At 62.4% G+C, this 13,847-nt stretch carries 14 protein-coding genes; 7 read left to right on the forward strand and 7 right to left on the reverse strand.

What is annotated here, in order from left to right; genetic code table 11:
• Nucleotides 1-8 precede the first annotated feature (8 nt).
• From nuoI to HU762_RS13665, 7 genes are all read left to right on the forward strand, one after another.
• On the forward strand, nucleotides 9-557 hold the full coding sequence (gene nuoI / locus HU762_RS13635) for an NADH-quinone oxidoreductase subunit NuoI (RefSeq protein ID WP_072392816.1): 549 nt from the start codon (nucleotides 9-11) through the stop codon (nucleotides 555-557).
• A gap of 9 nt (nucleotides 558-566) precedes the next feature.
• Nucleotides 567-1,067 (forward strand): NADH-quinone oxidoreductase subunit J, encoded by a 501-nt coding sequence (gene nuoJ, locus HU762_RS13640; protein ID WP_186609331.1) that lies wholly within the window; start codon nucleotides 567-569, stop codon nucleotides 1,065-1,067.
• Nucleotides 1,068-1,071: 4 nt separating this feature from the next.
• On the forward strand, nucleotides 1,072-1,380 hold the full coding sequence (gene nuoK, locus HU762_RS13645; RefSeq protein ID WP_003180046.1) for an NADH-quinone oxidoreductase subunit NuoK: 309 nt from the start codon (nucleotides 1,072-1,074) through the stop codon (nucleotides 1,378-1,380).
• The gene (nuoL, locus tag HU762_RS13650) at nucleotides 1,377-3,230 is read left to right on the forward strand and encodes an NADH-quinone oxidoreductase subunit L (RefSeq protein WP_186637687.1); all 1,854 of its coding nucleotides are present in this window, start codon (nucleotides 1,377-1,379) and stop codon (nucleotides 3,228-3,230) included. Before nuoK ends, nuoL begins: the two co-directional genes overlap by 4 nt.
• 39 nt (nucleotides 3,231-3,269) lie before the next feature.
• Complete coding sequence (gene nuoM / locus HU762_RS13655) at nucleotides 3,270-4,802, forward strand: NADH-quinone oxidoreductase subunit M (protein ID WP_186637688.1); 1,533 nt, start codon at nucleotides 3,270-3,272, stop codon at nucleotides 4,800-4,802.
• Nucleotides 4,803-4,809: 7 nt separating this feature from the next.
• Nucleotides 4,810-6,273 (forward strand): NADH-quinone oxidoreductase subunit NuoN, encoded by a 1,464-nt coding sequence (nuoN, locus tag HU762_RS13660; RefSeq protein WP_186637690.1) that lies wholly within the window; start codon nucleotides 4,810-4,812, stop codon nucleotides 6,271-6,273.
• 307 nt (nucleotides 6,274-6,580) lie between these two features.
• Nucleotides 6,581-7,054, forward strand: coding sequence for a hemerythrin domain-containing protein (locus HU762_RS13665; protein ID WP_186637692.1), 474 nt, complete (start codon nucleotides 6,581-6,583; stop codon nucleotides 7,052-7,054).
• Nucleotides 7,055-7,107: 53 nt separating this feature from the next.
• On the opposite strand, the gene HU762_RS13670 is transcribed toward HU762_RS13665, so the two are convergent.
• The 7 genes from HU762_RS13670 to HU762_RS13700 all read right to left on the reverse strand — a co-directional run bounded on the left by HU762_RS13670 (nucleotide 7,108) and on the right by HU762_RS13700 (nucleotide 13,614).
• Entirely contained in the window at nucleotides 7,108-7,986 is an 879-nt protein-coding gene (locus HU762_RS13670; protein ID WP_186637694.1) for a LysR family transcriptional regulator, read from the reverse strand.
• A 127-nt stretch (nucleotides 7,987-8,113) separates the two neighbouring features.
• Nucleotides 8,114-8,743, reverse strand: a complete 630-nt coding sequence (ycaC, locus tag HU762_RS13675; protein ID WP_030141308.1) for an isochorismate family cysteine hydrolase YcaC — start codon at nucleotides 8,741-8,743, stop codon at nucleotides 8,114-8,116.
• A 43-nt stretch (nucleotides 8,744-8,786) separates the two neighbouring features.
• Nucleotides 8,787-10,625: an amidohydrolase gene (locus HU762_RS13680; protein ID WP_186637940.1), complete on the reverse strand. Its 1,839-nt coding sequence runs from the start codon at nucleotides 10,623-10,625 to the stop codon at nucleotides 8,787-8,789.
• A 118-nt stretch (nucleotides 10,626-10,743) separates the two neighbouring features.
• A complete protein-coding gene (locus HU762_RS13685) occupies nucleotides 10,744-11,382 on the reverse strand; it encodes an antibiotic biosynthesis monooxygenase (protein ID WP_186637696.1) in 639 nt (212 codons plus the stop codon).
• On the reverse strand, nucleotides 11,375-11,788 hold the full coding sequence (locus HU762_RS13690) for a DoxX family protein (protein WP_186637698.1): 414 nt from the start codon (nucleotides 11,786-11,788) through the stop codon (nucleotides 11,375-11,377). Before HU762_RS13690 ends, HU762_RS13685 begins: the two co-directional genes overlap by 8 nt.
• Entirely contained in the window at nucleotides 11,785-12,732 is a 948-nt protein-coding gene (locus HU762_RS13695; RefSeq protein WP_186609342.1) for a LysR substrate-binding domain-containing protein, read from the reverse strand. Before HU762_RS13695 ends, HU762_RS13690 begins: the two co-directional genes overlap by 4 nt.
• 60 nt (nucleotides 12,733-12,792) lie before the next feature.
• Nucleotides 12,793-13,614, reverse strand: a complete 822-nt coding sequence (locus HU762_RS13700) for an alpha/beta hydrolase (RefSeq protein WP_186637700.1) — start codon at nucleotides 13,612-13,614, stop codon at nucleotides 12,793-12,795.
• Nucleotides 13,615-13,847 lie beyond the last annotated feature (233 nt).

Genomic DNA, 13,847 nt, shown 5'->3' on the forward strand with positions numbered 1-13,847 from the left:
TTTGACCCATGTTCAAATATATTGGCGACATCGTTAAGGGTACCGGTACCCAACTGCGAAGCCTGGTCATGATCTTCGGCCATGGCTTTCGCAAGCGCGACACCCTGCAGTACCCGGAAGAAGCGGTCTACCTGGCGCCGCGTTATCGCGGGCGCATTGTCCTGACCCGCGACCCCGACGGCGAAGAGCGCTGCGTGGCCTGCAACCTGTGCGCCGTGGCGTGCCCGGTCGGTTGCATCTCGCTGCAGAAAGCCGAGACCGAAGACGGTCGCTGGTACCCGGACTTCTTCCGTATCAACTTCTCGCGCTGCATTTTCTGCGGGTTGTGCGAGGAAGCGTGCCCGACCACCGCGATCCAGCTCACGCCGGATTTCGAAATGGCCGACTTCAAGCGTCAGGACCTGGTGTACGAGAAAGAAGACTTGCTGATTTCCGGTCCCGGTAAAAACCCTGATTACAACTTCTATCGTGTTGCAGGTATGGCCATTGCCGGTAAGCCGAAAGGCGCCGCGCAGAACGAAGCCGAACCGATCAACGTGAAGAGCTTGCTGCCTTAAGGAAGAAAGATGGAATTCGCTTTCTATTTCGCATCGGGTATCGCGGTGGTCTCCACACTTCGTGTGGTCACCAACACCAACCCCGTGCACGCCCTGCTCTACCTGATCATTTCGCTGATCGCCGTGGCCATGACCTTCTTCGCCCTGGGTGCACCGTTTGCCGGTGCCCTGGAAGTAATCGCCTACGCCGGCGCCATCATGGTGCTGTTCGTGTTCGTGGTGATGATGCTCAACCTCGGCCCTGCGGCAATCCAGCAGGAACGCGCCTGGCTCAAGCCCGGCATCTGGGCAGGGCCGGTGATTCTCGCCGCCCTGCTGCTGGGTGAACTGCTGTATGTGCTGTTCGCCCACCAGAGCGGCCAGGCCATCGGCCACACCACCGTAGACGCCAAGGCCGTGGGCATCAGCCTGTTCGGTCCGTACCTGCTGGTGGTCGAACTCGCCTCGATGCTGCTGCTTGCCGCAGTCGTCACGGCGTTCCATTTGGGCCGTAACGAGGCGAAGGAGTAATTACATGCCTGCTATCCCTCTCGAGCATGGTCTGGCGGTTGCCGGCATCCTGTTCTGTCTCGGTCTGGTCGGCCTGATGGTCCGCCGCAACATTCTGTTCGTGCTGATGAGCCTGGAGGTCATGATGAATGCCTCCGCCCTGGCGTTCATTGTCGCGGGCGCTCGCTGGGCGCAACCGGATGGACAGATCATGTTCATCCTGGTGATCAGCCTGGCGGCCGCCGAGGCCAGTATCGGCCTGGCGATCCTGTTGCAGCTGTACCGCCGCTTCCACACTCTCGATATTGACGCTGCCAGCGAGATGCGCGGATGAACCTTCTCTTCCTGACTTTCGTATTTCCCCTCATCGGTTTCCTGCTGCTGTCGTTCTCCCGTGGACGCTGGTCGGAAAACCTGTCGGCGCTGGTTGGCGTGGGCTCCATCGGCCTGTCCGCCATCGTCGCGGCCTACGTGATCTGGCAGTTCAACGTCGCCCCACCGGAAGGTGGCCGGTACGTGCAGGTGCTGTGGCAGTGGATGGCGGTGGAAGGCTTTACGCCGAACTTCGCCCTCTACCTGGACGGCCTGTCGGTGACCATGCTTGGCGTGGTGGTCGGCGTGGGTTTCCTGATCCACCTGTTCGCCTCCTGGTACATGCGTGGTGAAGCCGGTTACTCGCGCTTCTTCGCCTACACCAACCTGTTCATCGCCAGCATGCTGTTCCTGGTGCTCGGCGATAACCTGTTGTTCCTGTACTTCGGCTGGGAAGGCGTGGGCCTGTGCTCGTACCTGTTGATCGGTTTCTACTACAGCAACCGCAACAACGGTAACGCCGCGCTCAAGGCATTCATCGTGACCCGGATCGGCGACGTGTTCATGGCCATCGGCCTGTTCATCCTGTTCCAGCAACTGGGCACGCTGAACATCCAGGAACTGCTGGTACGTGCGCCGGAGCACTTCAAGGCCGGCGACTTCTGGATCGTCCTGGCGACCCTGATGCTGCTGGGCGGCGCTGTTGGTAAATCCGCGCAACTGCCGCTGCAGACCTGGTTGGCTGACGCGATGGCGGGTCCTACCCCGGTTTCGGCACTGATCCACGCCGCGACCATGGTGACCGCCGGTGTCTACCTGATCGCCCGTACCCACGGCCTGTTCGCCCTGGCGCCGGACATCCTGCACCTGGTCGGCGTCGTCGGCGGCGTGACCCTGGTACTGGCTGGTTTTGCCGCCCTGGTCCAGACGGACATCAAGCGCATCCTCGCCTACTCGACCATGAGCCAGATTGGCTACATGTTCCTGGCCCTGGGCGTCGGTGCCTGGGAAGGCGCGATCTTCCACCTGATGACCCACGCCTTCTTCAAGGCGCTGTTGTTCCTGGCATCGGGTGCGGTGATTGTTGCGTGCCACCACGAGCAGAACATCTTCAAGATGGGCGGCCTGTGGAAGAAACTGCCGTTGGCCTACGCCAGCTTTATCGTCGGCGGCGCGGCCTTGGCGGCCCTGCCACTGGTCACCGCAGGTTTCTATTCCAAGGACGAGATCCTCTGGGAAGCATTCGCCAGCGGTAACCAGGGTCTGCTCTATGCCGGCCTGGTGGGTGCGTTCATGACCTCGCTCTACACCTTCCGCCTGATCTTCATCGCGTTCCACGGCGAAGCCAAGACCGAAGCCCACGCTGGCCACGGCATCGCCCACTGGCTGCCACTGTCGGTACTGATCGTGCTGTCGACTTTCGTCGGCGCCATGATCACCCCACCGCTGGCCGATGTGCTGCCGCAAAGCGTCGGCCATGCCGGCGGCGAGGCCAAGCACAGCCTGGAAATCGCCTCGGGCGCCATCGCCCTGGCGGGTATCCTGCTGGCCGCCCTGCTGTTCCTCGGCAAGCGCCGCTTCGTCACCGCGATCGCCAACAGCGGCATCGGGCGTTTCCTGTCGGCCTGGTGGTTCGCTGCCTGGGGCTTCGATTGGATCTACGACAAACTGTTCGTCAAGCCATACCTTGCGATCAGCCACATTCTGCGCAAAGACCCGCTCGACCAGACCATTGGCCTGATCCCGCGCATGGCCAAGGGCGGCCACACCGCCCTGAGCCGTACCGAGACCGGTCAACTGCGTTGGTATGCGGCTTCCATGGCGGCTGGCGCCGTGCTGGTTATCGGCGCCATCGTGCTGGTAGCGGTCTGATATGAACCTTGCGAACTTGCGAAAGGAAACGAGCCCGTCATGATTCTGCCCTGGCTAATCCTGATCCCCTTCATCGGCGGCCTGCTGTGCTGGATGGCGGAGCGTTCCAGCTCCACCCTCCCGCGCTGGATTGCGCTGCTGACCATGTCCCTGGAACTCGCGCTCGGCCTCTGGCTGTGGGCGACCGGCGACTATTCATTTGCACCGGCCCCTGGCGCCGACCCGACCTGGGCGCTTGAATTCAAGCATGTCTGGATCGCGCGCTTTGGCATCAGCGTGCACCTGGCCCTCGACGGCCTGTCGCTGCTGATGATCCTGCTGACCGGCCTGCTGGGTATCCTCTCGGTACTCTGCTCCTGGAAAGAGATCCAGCGTCACGTCGGCTTCTTCCACCTGAACCTGATGTGGATCCTGGGCGGTGTCGTCGGCGTGTTCCTGGCGCTGGACCTGTTCATGTTCTTCTTCTTCTGGGAAATGATGCTGGTGCCGATGTACTTCCTCATCGCGCTCTGGGGTCACAGTTCTTCGGACGGCAAGAAAACCCGGATCTACGCGGCGACCAAGTTCTTCATCTTCACCCAGGCTTCCGGCCTGATCATGTTGGTGGCGATCCTTGGCCTGGTGCTGGTGAACTTCAACAACACCGGCGTGATTACCTTCAACTACGCCGACCTGTTGAAAGTGCAGATGTCGCGCACCACCGAGTACGTGCTGATGCTGGGCTTCTTCATCGCGTTTGCGGTGAAGCTGCCAGTGGTTCCATTCCACTCCTGGCTGCCCGACGCCCACGCCCAGGCACCGACCGCAGGTTCCGTGGACCTGGCCGGTATCCTGCTGAAAACGGCAGCTTACGGCCTGCTGCGCTTCGCCCTGCCGCTGTTCCCGAATGCCTCGGCCGAGTTCGCGCCGATTGCCATGACCCTGGGCCTGATCGGGATTTTCTACGGTGCGTTCCTGGCGTTTGCCCAGAGCGACATCAAGCGCCTGATCGCCTTCTCCAGCGTCTCGCACATGGGCTTCGTGCTGATCGGGATCTACTCCGGCAGCCAGCTCGCCCTGCAAGGCGCGGTGATCCAGATGCTGGCCCACGGCCTGTCGGCGGCGGCACTGTTTATCCTCAGCGGTCAGTTGTACGAGCGCCTGCATACCCGCGACATGCGTGAAATGGGTGGCATCTGGTCGCGCATCGCCTACCTGCCGGCCATCAGCCTGTTCTTCGCGGCCGCTTCCCTGGGCCTGCCGGGCACCGGCAACTTCGTCGGCGAGTTCCTGATCCTGATCGGCTCGTTCGTCAGCGCCCCATGGATCACGGCTATCGCCACGTCCGGCCTGGTGTTCGGTTCGGTCTACTCGCTGATCATGATCCACCGCGCCTACTTCGGCCCGGCCAAGTCGGATGAAGTGCTGCGTGGCATGGACGGTCGCGAACTGATCATGGTGCTCGGCCTTGCGGTGCTGCTGGTTTACCTCGGCGTCTACCCGCAACCGTTCCTCGACACCTCTGCCGCCACGATGCATGGCGTGCAGCAGTGGCTCGGCACCGCCTTCTCTCAACTCGCTTCGGCCCGGTAAGAGCGCTATGGAATTCACGATTCAACACTTTATCGCGCTTGCGCCGCTGTTGATCACCAGCGCCACGATCATCGTGGTGATGCTGGCGATCGCCTGGCGGCGCAATCACTCGCAGACCTTCCTGCTGTCGGTGGCGGGGCTGAACCTGGCCCTGCTGTCGATTCTGCCGGCCCTGAAAGTCGCGCCATTAGCGGTCACGCCGCTGATCCAGATCGACAGTTTCGCCTGCCTCTACATGGCGCTGATCCTGGTCGCCACCCTCGCCTGCGTTACGCTCGCCCATGCCTACCTGGGTGATGGCGGTTCGGGTTACCCAGGCAACCGCGAAGAACTGTACCTGCTGATCCTGATGGCCGCCGCCGGTGGCCTGGTCCTGGTCAGCGCGCAGCACCTGGCCAGCCTGTTCATTGGCCTGGAGCTGTTGTCGGTGCCGGTCTACGGCTTGGTGGCCTACGCCTTCTTCAACAAGCGCTCCCTGGAAGCCGGCATCAAGTACATGGTGCTGTCGGCGGCCGGTTCCGCGTTCCTGTTGTTCGGCATGGCCCTGCTCTACGCCGAAGCCGGCACCCTGAGCTTTGTCGGCATCGGCCAGGCCTTGGCGGCCACCGGCCTGCCAAGCCCGCTCGCGCAACTGGGCCTGGGCATGATGCTGATCGGCCTGTCGTTCAAGCTGTCGCTGGTGCCCTTCCACCTCTGGACCCCGGACGTCTACGAAGGCGCCCCGGCTCCCGTGGCGGCGTTCCTGGCCACCGCGTCGAAAGTGGCCGTGTTCGCAGTGATGGTGCGGCTGTTCCAGATCTCGCCAGTGGCCAGCAGCGGTGTGCTGAGCAACGTGCTGACCATCATCGCCATCGCGTCGATCCTGTTCGGTAACCTGCTGGCGCTGACCCAGAGCAACCTCAAGCGTTTGCTGGGTTACTCGTCCATCGCCCACTTCGGCTACCTGCTGATCGCCCTGATCGCCAGCAAAGGCCTGGCCGTGGAAGCCATCGGCGTGTACCTGGTCACCTACGTGATCACCAGCCTCGGCGCCTTCGGCGTGATCACCCTGATGTCCTCGCCGTACAACGGCCGCGACGCCGACGCCCTGTACGAATACCGCGGCCTGTTCTGGCGCCGTCCGTACCTGACCGCCGTGCTGACCGTGATGATGCTGTCCCTGGCCGGCATCCCGCTGACCGCCGGCTTCATCGGCAAGTTCTACATCATCGCCACCGGCGTCGAAGCCCACCAATGGTGGCTGGTCGGCTCCCTGGTGCTGGGCAGTGCCATCGGCGTGTTCTACTACCTGCGCGTGATGGTCACCCTGTACCTGATGGAACCGAACCTGCGTCGCCACGACGCCGAGCTGCACTGGGAACAAAAGGCAGGCGGCGTGATGCTGCTGGCCATCGCCGTGCTGGCGTTCTTCCTCGGCGTGTACCCGCAGCCGTTGCTGACTTTGGTTCAGCAGGCTGGGTTGACGGGCTGATTGCCTGAGCGTCACCGAACAAAAATGCCCGTATCCTGAGATACGGGCATTTTTTTTGTCTTTTGAATCGGCAGTGAGGATCTCCTGCGACGGTTTTTGCCCTTGGCGATCACCGCAGCGCAAAGTGCAACGCCGTTTCACCCCGTCTCATGCAGCCTGCACGACGGCGAAAATCAACGGGAAGTTAACTCACTGTTTATAAAAGCTTTTTTAAAGCGTCTCGGCTGGCACGGCCGATGCAATCTACCTGGTACGCGGCGTCGGCGCTTGAAGCCTGCCCGCATCCGTGAATTGCCAGGAGCTACATATGAACGCCATCGACCTGTTGAAAGCCGACCATGAACGCGTAAAGGGCATCCTGTCCCAATTGAGCGAGTCCACCGACCGCGCGCTCAAGAAACGCACCGAACTGTTGGCCAAGCTTGAAATGGAAGTGTCTATCCATACACGCCTGGAAGAAGAAATTCTCTATCCGGCCTTCAAAGCGGCGGGTGACAAGGAAGAGGCCGAGATGTATTACGAGGCCAAGGAAGAACACCGCACCGTGGACTCGCTGGTGCTGCCAGACCTGAAGAACACCGACCCTTCCCAGCCAGAATTTGCCGGTCGCGTGAAAGTGGTCAAGGAGCTGCTTGAGCATCACATCGAGGAAGAAGAAACCGAGATGTTTCCTAAAGCCAAGAAAATCCTCGGCAAGGCCAAGCTCGATGAGCTGGGCAATCAGATGGAAGCCGTGAAAGCCCAGTACAAGAAAGAGTTCAGCGCCAACCTGGCCGCTTGATCAAGCGCCTTTAAGCTTCAGCCGTCCCAGGACGGCTGAATGCGTCCACGCCTTTATTGCATCTGCTCGCGCAGGAACTCAACCAACGCCTGTACTGGGCGGGAGCCCTGGCGATGTTGCGGATACACCGCCGACAGCGCCAACGGCTCGGTTTCGAAACCCTCCAGCACCTTGACCAGGCGGCCATCCTTCAGCGCGTCGGCGAGAATAAACGTCGGCAGGTAGGTAATGCCCATTCCGGCGATGGCCGCATCCCTGAGCAAGTCGCCGTTATTGGCCCGCATCCGCCCCGCTACTTCCAACGCCATCGGTTTTGCACCGCTTTCGAATCGCCATTGCACCTGACGGCTGTGACCGTAGGGCAAGCAGTCGTGATTGCGCAGGTCTTCAGGGTGCGTCGGCTTCCCGCGCTGCGCCAGATAAGCCGGGCTCGCGCAGTACACCCGCTCGACGGTGGCGATACGCCGGGCAATCAATGTCGAATCCTCCAGCACGCCGATGCGCAGCGCCAGGTCATAGCCCTCCCCCAGCAGATCCACCGAACGGTCGCTCAGGTCCACCTCGACGCTGACGCCCGGATAGCGTTGCAAAAACAGCGGCAGCAGACTGCCCAAGTGCGCCACGGCGAAGGACAACGGCGCGCTGAGCCGAATGGTCCCGCGCGGCTCGCTGGTCTGGCCGCTGATGCCCTGCTCCACCTGTTCGACTTCACTGAGCAGGCGCAGAGCCGCCTCGTAGTAACGCTGGCCCAAGGGGGTGACGTCTAGCCGGCGCGTCGAACGATTGAGCAGGCGCACCCCGAGCCGCTGCTCCAGTTCCATGAGCTTGCGGCTGACGAACTGCTTGGAAAGCCCGAGCTTGTCCGCCGCGGCGGTGAAACTGCCGGACTCCATGACCTGGGCAAAGATGCGCATTTCTTCGAAGGGGTTCATTGTCATTCCAGGGGTGGACAGTCACCGCCTTTATAGGGAGATTTCAAACCGAATACAAAACCTGCGGTTGTCGGCCAGAAAGAAAAATGCCCGCACATCGGCGGGCATCCTTCAGCCAGTCGACAACTTACTTGGCAGTCAGCGCCGAGTAGCTGTTCATCAGGTTGCGGTAGTTCGGAATGCGCTGGGACAACAGGTTGCCCAGGCCTTCGATGTCGTTGCGCCAGTCGCGATGCAGCTCACACGCCACCGAGAACCAGTTCATCATCTGCGCGCCAGCAGCGGTCATGCGCACCCAGGCGGCTTGCTGCACGGTTTCGTTGAAGGTGCCCGAGGCATCGGTGACGACAAATACGTCGAAACCTTCAGCCAGTGCCGACAAGGTCGGGAACGCCACGCAGACATCGGTCACTACGCCGGCGATGATCAGTTGCTTGCGGCCGGTGGCCTTGATCGCCTTGACGAAGTCTTCGTTGTCCCAGGCATTGATCTGGCCTGGGCGCGGAATGTACGGCGCGTCCGGGAACATTTCCTTGAGCTCCGGCACGATCGGGCCGTTGGGGCCTTGTTCGAAGCTGGTGGTGAGGATGGTCGGCAGGCCGAAGAACTTCGCCAGGTCAGCCAGCGCCAGTACGTTGTTCTTGAACTCGTTGGGCGAAAAATCCTGGACCAGGGAAATCAGGCCAGTCTGGTGATCGACCAGCAGGACCACCGCGTCGTCTTTGTTCAGGCGGTTGTAGGCGGGAACGTTGCTCATGGGATGACTCCTTTGGATGAATAGAGGGAAGCGGGTATGTCACTCAGAACGCAAAGCACGAACAGCCAAACGCGCCCCAGAAACCCTGGAAGTCGCTGACCGGCACGTTCGACAACCGCGCCCGTTCATGGCTGTGGGAATGCACCTTGCACGGGCCGCTGCACTGGTGCACTTGCGCCTGCAACGGCGAGGTCGGGCGCCAATGGCCGGGGACCTTGACCACCGGCGACCAGTCCGGCAGCACCGGGACGCTGGCCGGGCCGAGTTTTTCGAAGTCGCCAGCGGCGTAGACCACCTTGCCGTCTACCACGGTCAGCACCGACTCGATCCATTTGATGGCTTCTTCTTCGACGCTGAAGAAGTCCGCACTCAGGGCCGCCAGGTCCGCCAGTTGGCCGACCTTGATCTGGCCCTTCTTGCCCTGCTCCGACGAGAACCAGGCGCTACCGTGGGTGAACAGTTCCAGCGCGGTGAGGCGTGGCAGGCCCTCTTCGTGCAAGGAAAGACCGCCAACCGTACGACCGCTGACCATCCAGTACAGCGAGGTCCACGGGTTGTAGCTCGATACGCGGGTGGCGTCGGTGCCGGCGCCCACTGGTACGCCTTCGGCGAGCATGCGCTTGATCGGCGGCGTGGCTTCGGCGGCCTTGGCGCCGTAGCGGTCGACAAAATATTCGCCCTGGAAGGCCATGCGATCCTGGATCGCAATACCGCCGCCCAGCGCCCGTACACGCTCGATGTTTTTCGGCGTGATGGTCTCGGCATGGTCGAAGAACCAGGGCAGGCCGTTGAACGGAATGTCGCGGTTGACCTTCTCGAACACGTCGAGCATGCGGCTGATGGATTCGTCATACGTGGCGTGCAGGCGGAACGGCCAGCGTTGCTCGACCAGATGGCGGACCACCGGCTCCAGGTCCTGCTCCATGCCTGGCGGCAGGTCCGGACGCGGTTCGAGGAAGTCCTCGAAATCCGCCGCCGAGAACACCAGCATTTCCCCGGCGCCGTTGTGCCGCAGGAAGTCATCGCCCTGGTGCAGCTTGACGCTGCCGGTCCAGTTCTTGAAGTCGGTGAGCTCTTCCTTGGGCTTCTGGGTGAACAGGTTGTAGGCGATGCGCACCGTCAACTGCTGTTCGCGGGCCAATTGTTCGATGACTTCGTAGTCGTCCGGGTAGTTCTGGTAACCGCCGCCGGCGTCGATGGCGCTGGTCAGGCCCAGGCGATTGAGTTCGCGCATGAACTGGCGAGTGGAGTTGACCTGATATTCCAGCGGCAACTTCGGCCCTTTCGCCAGCGTCGAGTACAGGATCATCGCGTTGGGCCGCGCCACCAGCATGCCGGTCGGATTCCCGTTGGCATCGCGAACGATCTCGCCGCCGGGCGGGTTCGGCGTGTCGCGGGTATAACCGGCGACGCGCAGCGCGGCGCGATTGAGCAAGGCGCGGTCATACAGGTGCAGGACGAACACTGGCGTATCGGGCGCCGCCTGGTTGAGTTCTTCCAGGGTCGGCATGCGCTTTTCGGCGAACTGGAATTCATTCCAGCCCCCCACCACCCGTACCCATTGCGGCGTCGGCGTGCGATCGGCCTGGTCCTTGAGCATGCGCAAGGCGTCGGCCAGGGAAGGCACACCTTCCCAACGCAGCTCCAGGTTGTAGTTCAAGCCGCCCCGGATCAAGTGCAAGTGCGAGTCGTTGAGCCCGGGAATGACGGTGCGACCCTTGAGGTCGATGACCTGCGTGCCGCTGCCGCGCAAGGCCATGGCCTCGGCGTCGGTGCCCACGGCAACGAAGCGCCCCTGGCTGATGGCAACCGCGCTGGCACGAGGTTTCTCGCGGTCGACGGTGTGGAACTGGCCATTGAACAGAATCAGATCGGCGTTCATTGGATTTCCTTCTGAATGGGAAGATGAAAGAGACAGGCGTGGCCAGAAAGCCGCCGCCGCGCTGAGCAAGGATCCGGCGGCCAGTAATTGGCGGCGCAGCGGATCGGTCGGGTCGTCTTTATTGGCCATGGCCGGGCTCCAGGTGCTCGTGGGTCTTGGACGCTTCCAGCCACGGCGCGAACAGACGGGTCGCCAGCGGCATGCACACGTACACCACCGAGAGCACGATGGTCACGGTGATCAGGAACGTCGCGACCACGTAGTTGGACAGGAAGGCGTTGAGTTGCAGCAACGGGCCCCAGAGCAACGGCACCAGCAAGGTATGCGGCAGGATGACCAGCAGCGTCACCACCGATTGCTTCCAGCGCGGCGGCGGCATCGAGGCATCGGCCAGCGGGGCGAACCAGAATTCCTTGTGGGAACCGACCTCGATCTGATCGCCGTCGGCCAACAGTGGCGCAGCCTCGGCCACCAATTCACGGCGCTCAGGAGAGTCCAGCCAGCGCTGCATGGCCTCGGTGGAGCGAAAACGCAGCACGCAGGTAAACAGCGATAACCCATCCTGCTTGCCCCGGACCACATCGACGCCCAAGTGCCCCGGCCACTGACCAGCCACGGTGACGATGCGCCGCAACCAGGCCTCATAGGCATCGTTCTGCCCAGCCTTGATGCGGTGCTTGACCACCAAGGTGACGATTTCATCGAAACCGGGCACCGCCGGGCTCGCGGTGGATTCCAGCGTTCGGGATTCAGACATGGCGAAGCACTCCATCAAGACGCGTGTTCAATGCCAGGCGTCCGGGGCCGGCAATGAACACGCTGGTAAATACAATCAGCAGCAACCAGCCGAACTGCCCTTCCTCCAGGCTCCACTGCGGGTGCACCACCAGCAGCGCGACCGCCAGCAGAAACAGGATGGGCAGGCACGCCAGGCGCACCAGCACGCCGGCCATGATCAGCAACGGGCAGAGCACTTCGGCAAAGATCGCCAATATCAGTGTCGGGGCGGCGCCAAGGTGGAACGGGTCTTCGATGCGGCTCAGCTCGGTGCTGTAATTCAAAAGTTTTGGCAGGCCATGGACCCACAGCAGAAACAGCGCGCCACTCAGGCGCAGGAACAGCAAGCCCAGGTCCTGCATGCGGCGTTCGTCAAAGGTGTTCATCGGTGAGCTCCGGCCGGGTCCGTCGAGGCGGCTGCCGGCAGCGGTTGGGACATATGCGTGGCGATGCGCGAGCGCAACCAGCGTTCGGCAGGGTCGTTGTCATGCACACCGCTCCAGACCATCGACAACTCGGCGGCATTGATCTCGAACGGCGGGTCTTCGGCGCGCAAGGCGCAACCTTCCACCAGCGCGCAGGCGGCGTAGTCCGGCACGGTGGCGATCAGCTCGGTGCCGGCCAGCAGTGCGCGCAAGCCGCTGAATTGCGGCACCGCGAGCACGACTTTGCGGGCCCGGCCGATGCGCGCCAGGTCCAGGTCGATGTTGCCGCTCAGGTCGCCCGAGAACGAAACCATGGCGTGGGGACGCGAACAGTATTCATCCAGCGTCAGCGGCTCCGGACGCTTGTCGCCACGCAAGACCTTGCAGGGGATGTCCCGCAGTTTCTTGCGCTTGGCATTGGCCGGCAGGTCGGTGGTGTAACTGACGCCGACGCTGATTTCGCCGCTGGCCAGCAGCGACGACATCAACAGGAAATTGGCCCGCCGCACCACCACGATGATGCCTGGGGCCTCTTCGCGCAGTTGGCTCAGCAAGGGCGGGAACAGGCCGAATTCGGCATCGTCGGACAGACCGATGCGAAACACGTCGCAACTGGTGGACGGGTCGAACGCCTTGGCCCGGCTGACCGCGCCGGAGATCGTGTCCATGGCCGGTTGCAGCTCCTGCAGGATCGCCAGGGCTCGCGGCGTGGGCTCCATGCCGCGGCCATGGCGGATCAACAGCGGGTCATCGAACAGATCCCGCAGGCGCCCCAGCGCCGCGCTCACCGCCGGCTGGCCCATGAACAGCTTTTCGGCGACGCGGGTCAGGTTCTTCTCGAACATCAGCGCCTCGAAGATCACCAGCAGGTTCATGTCGAGGCGGCGTAAATCGTTGCGGTTCATGGGTGTCGTTCCTGTTGGATGCCGAGTACCGGCGCAGGCGCAGGTCTGCGCCGGTACGCCTCAGCCCTGGATGAACGCCAGCAGGTCCGCGTTCAAGCGGTCCTTGTGGGTGTCGGTCAGGCCGTGGGGCGCACCTGGGTAGACCAGCAACTGCGCGTTCTTGAGCAGCTTGGCGGCCGCGATGCCGGCGGTTTCGATCGGCACCACCTGGTCGTCATCGCCATGCACCACGAGAGTCGGCACGTCGATGTTGCGCAGGTCTTCGGAAAGGTCGGTTTCCGAGAACGCCTTGATGCAGTCGTAGGTGTTCTTGTGGCCGGCGAGCATGCCCTGCATCCAGAACCAGTCGATCATGCCCTGGGAGACTTTGGCGCCCGGACGGTTGGCGCCGAAAAACGCGCTGGCCACATCTTTGTATAGCTGAGAACGATCGGCCAGTGAGGCCTGGCGGAAGCCGTCGAACACCTCGATGGGCAATCCGCCGGGGTTGGCCGGGGTCTTGAGCATCAGCGGTGTAACCGCCGAGATCAGGCCAAGCTTGGCGACTCGGGCGGCGCCGTGACGACCAATGTAGCGCGCCACTTCACCACCGCCGGTGGAGAAACCGAGCAGCACCGCGTCCTTCAGGTCCAGGCGCTCGATCAGCTCCGCCAGGTCATCGGCGTAGGTGTCCATGTCATTGCCGTCCCACGGCTGGCTGGAACGTCCGTGGCCCCGACGGTCATGGGCGATCACCCGATAGCCGTTGGAGGCCAGGAACATCATCTGTGCCTCCCAACTGTCGGAGTTCAATGGCCAGCCATGACTGAAGACCACCGGTTGGCCACTGCCCCAGTCCTTGTAGTAGATCTCTGTGCCGTCGCGGGTGATGAACGTGCTCATGACATGACTCCTTGAGGTGGGTGGAGGCTCATGGTCCGGTCACAGGGGGCGTTGGCGTGAGTTAAACGTTGTTAATTTTTCCGCAATCGAGGCGCTTTTGTGGCGAGGGAGCTTGCTCCCGCTGGGCTGCGTAGCAGCCCCCGAACTGTCACCTCGGTGTGCCAGATTTATGGGGAAACGGGCTTTTGGGGCCGCTTCGCGACCCAGCGGGAGCAAGCTCCCTCGCCACGGGA

Origin of the sequence: Pseudomonas sp. SWRI92 (genome assembly GCF_014268685.1) — a bacterium.
GTDB lineage: Bacteria > Pseudomonadota > Gammaproteobacteria > Pseudomonadales > Pseudomonadaceae > Aquipseudomonas > Aquipseudomonas marvdashtae.

Excerpts from the sequence above, each read along its gene's own strand:
- HU762_RS13680 (WP_186637940.1), bottom strand. The coding sequence starts at position 10,625 with ATGAACGCCGATCTGATTCTGTTCAATGGCCAGTTCCACACCGTCGAC.
- nuoM (WP_186637688.1), top strand. The coding sequence starts at position 3,270 with ATGATTCTGCCCTGGCTAATCCTGATCCCCTTCATCGGCGGCCTGCTG.
- HU762_RS13690 (WP_186637698.1), bottom strand. The coding sequence starts at position 11,788 with ATGAACACCTTTGACGAACGCCGCATGCAGGACCTGGGCTTGCTGTTC.
- HU762_RS13665 (WP_186637692.1), top strand. The coding sequence starts at position 6,581 with ATGAACGCCATCGACCTGTTGAAAGCCGACCATGAACGCGTAAAGGGC.
- nuoI (WP_072392816.1), top strand. The coding sequence starts at position 9 with ATGTTCAAATATATTGGCGACATCGTTAAGGGTACCGGTACCCAACTG.
- nuoN (WP_186637690.1), top strand. The coding sequence starts at position 4,810 with ATGGAATTCACGATTCAACACTTTATCGCGCTTGCGCCGCTGTTGATC.
- ycaC (WP_030141308.1), bottom strand. The coding sequence starts at position 8,743 with ATGAGCAACGTTCCCGCCTACAACCGCCTGAACAAAGACGACGCGGTG.
- HU762_RS13685 (WP_186637696.1), bottom strand. The coding sequence starts at position 11,382 with ATGTCTGAATCCCGAACGCTGGAATCCACCGCGAGCCCGGCGGTGCCC.
- HU762_RS13695 (WP_186609342.1), bottom strand. The coding sequence starts at position 12,732 with ATGAACCGCAACGATTTACGCCGCCTCGACATGAACCTGCTGGTGATC.
- nuoL (WP_186637687.1), top strand. The coding sequence starts at position 1,377 with ATGAACCTTCTCTTCCTGACTTTCGTATTTCCCCTCATCGGTTTCCTG.
- nuoK (WP_003180046.1), top strand. The coding sequence starts at position 1,072 with ATGCCTGCTATCCCTCTCGAGCATGGTCTGGCGGTTGCCGGCATCCTG.
- HU762_RS13700 (WP_186637700.1), bottom strand. The coding sequence starts at position 13,614 with ATGAGCACGTTCATCACCCGCGACGGCACAGAGATCTACTACAAGGAC.
- nuoJ (WP_186609331.1), top strand. The coding sequence starts at position 567 with ATGGAATTCGCTTTCTATTTCGCATCGGGTATCGCGGTGGTCTCCACA.
- HU762_RS13670 (WP_186637694.1), bottom strand. The coding sequence starts at position 7,986 with ATGAACCCCTTCGAAGAAATGCGCATCTTTGCCCAGGTCATGGAGTCC.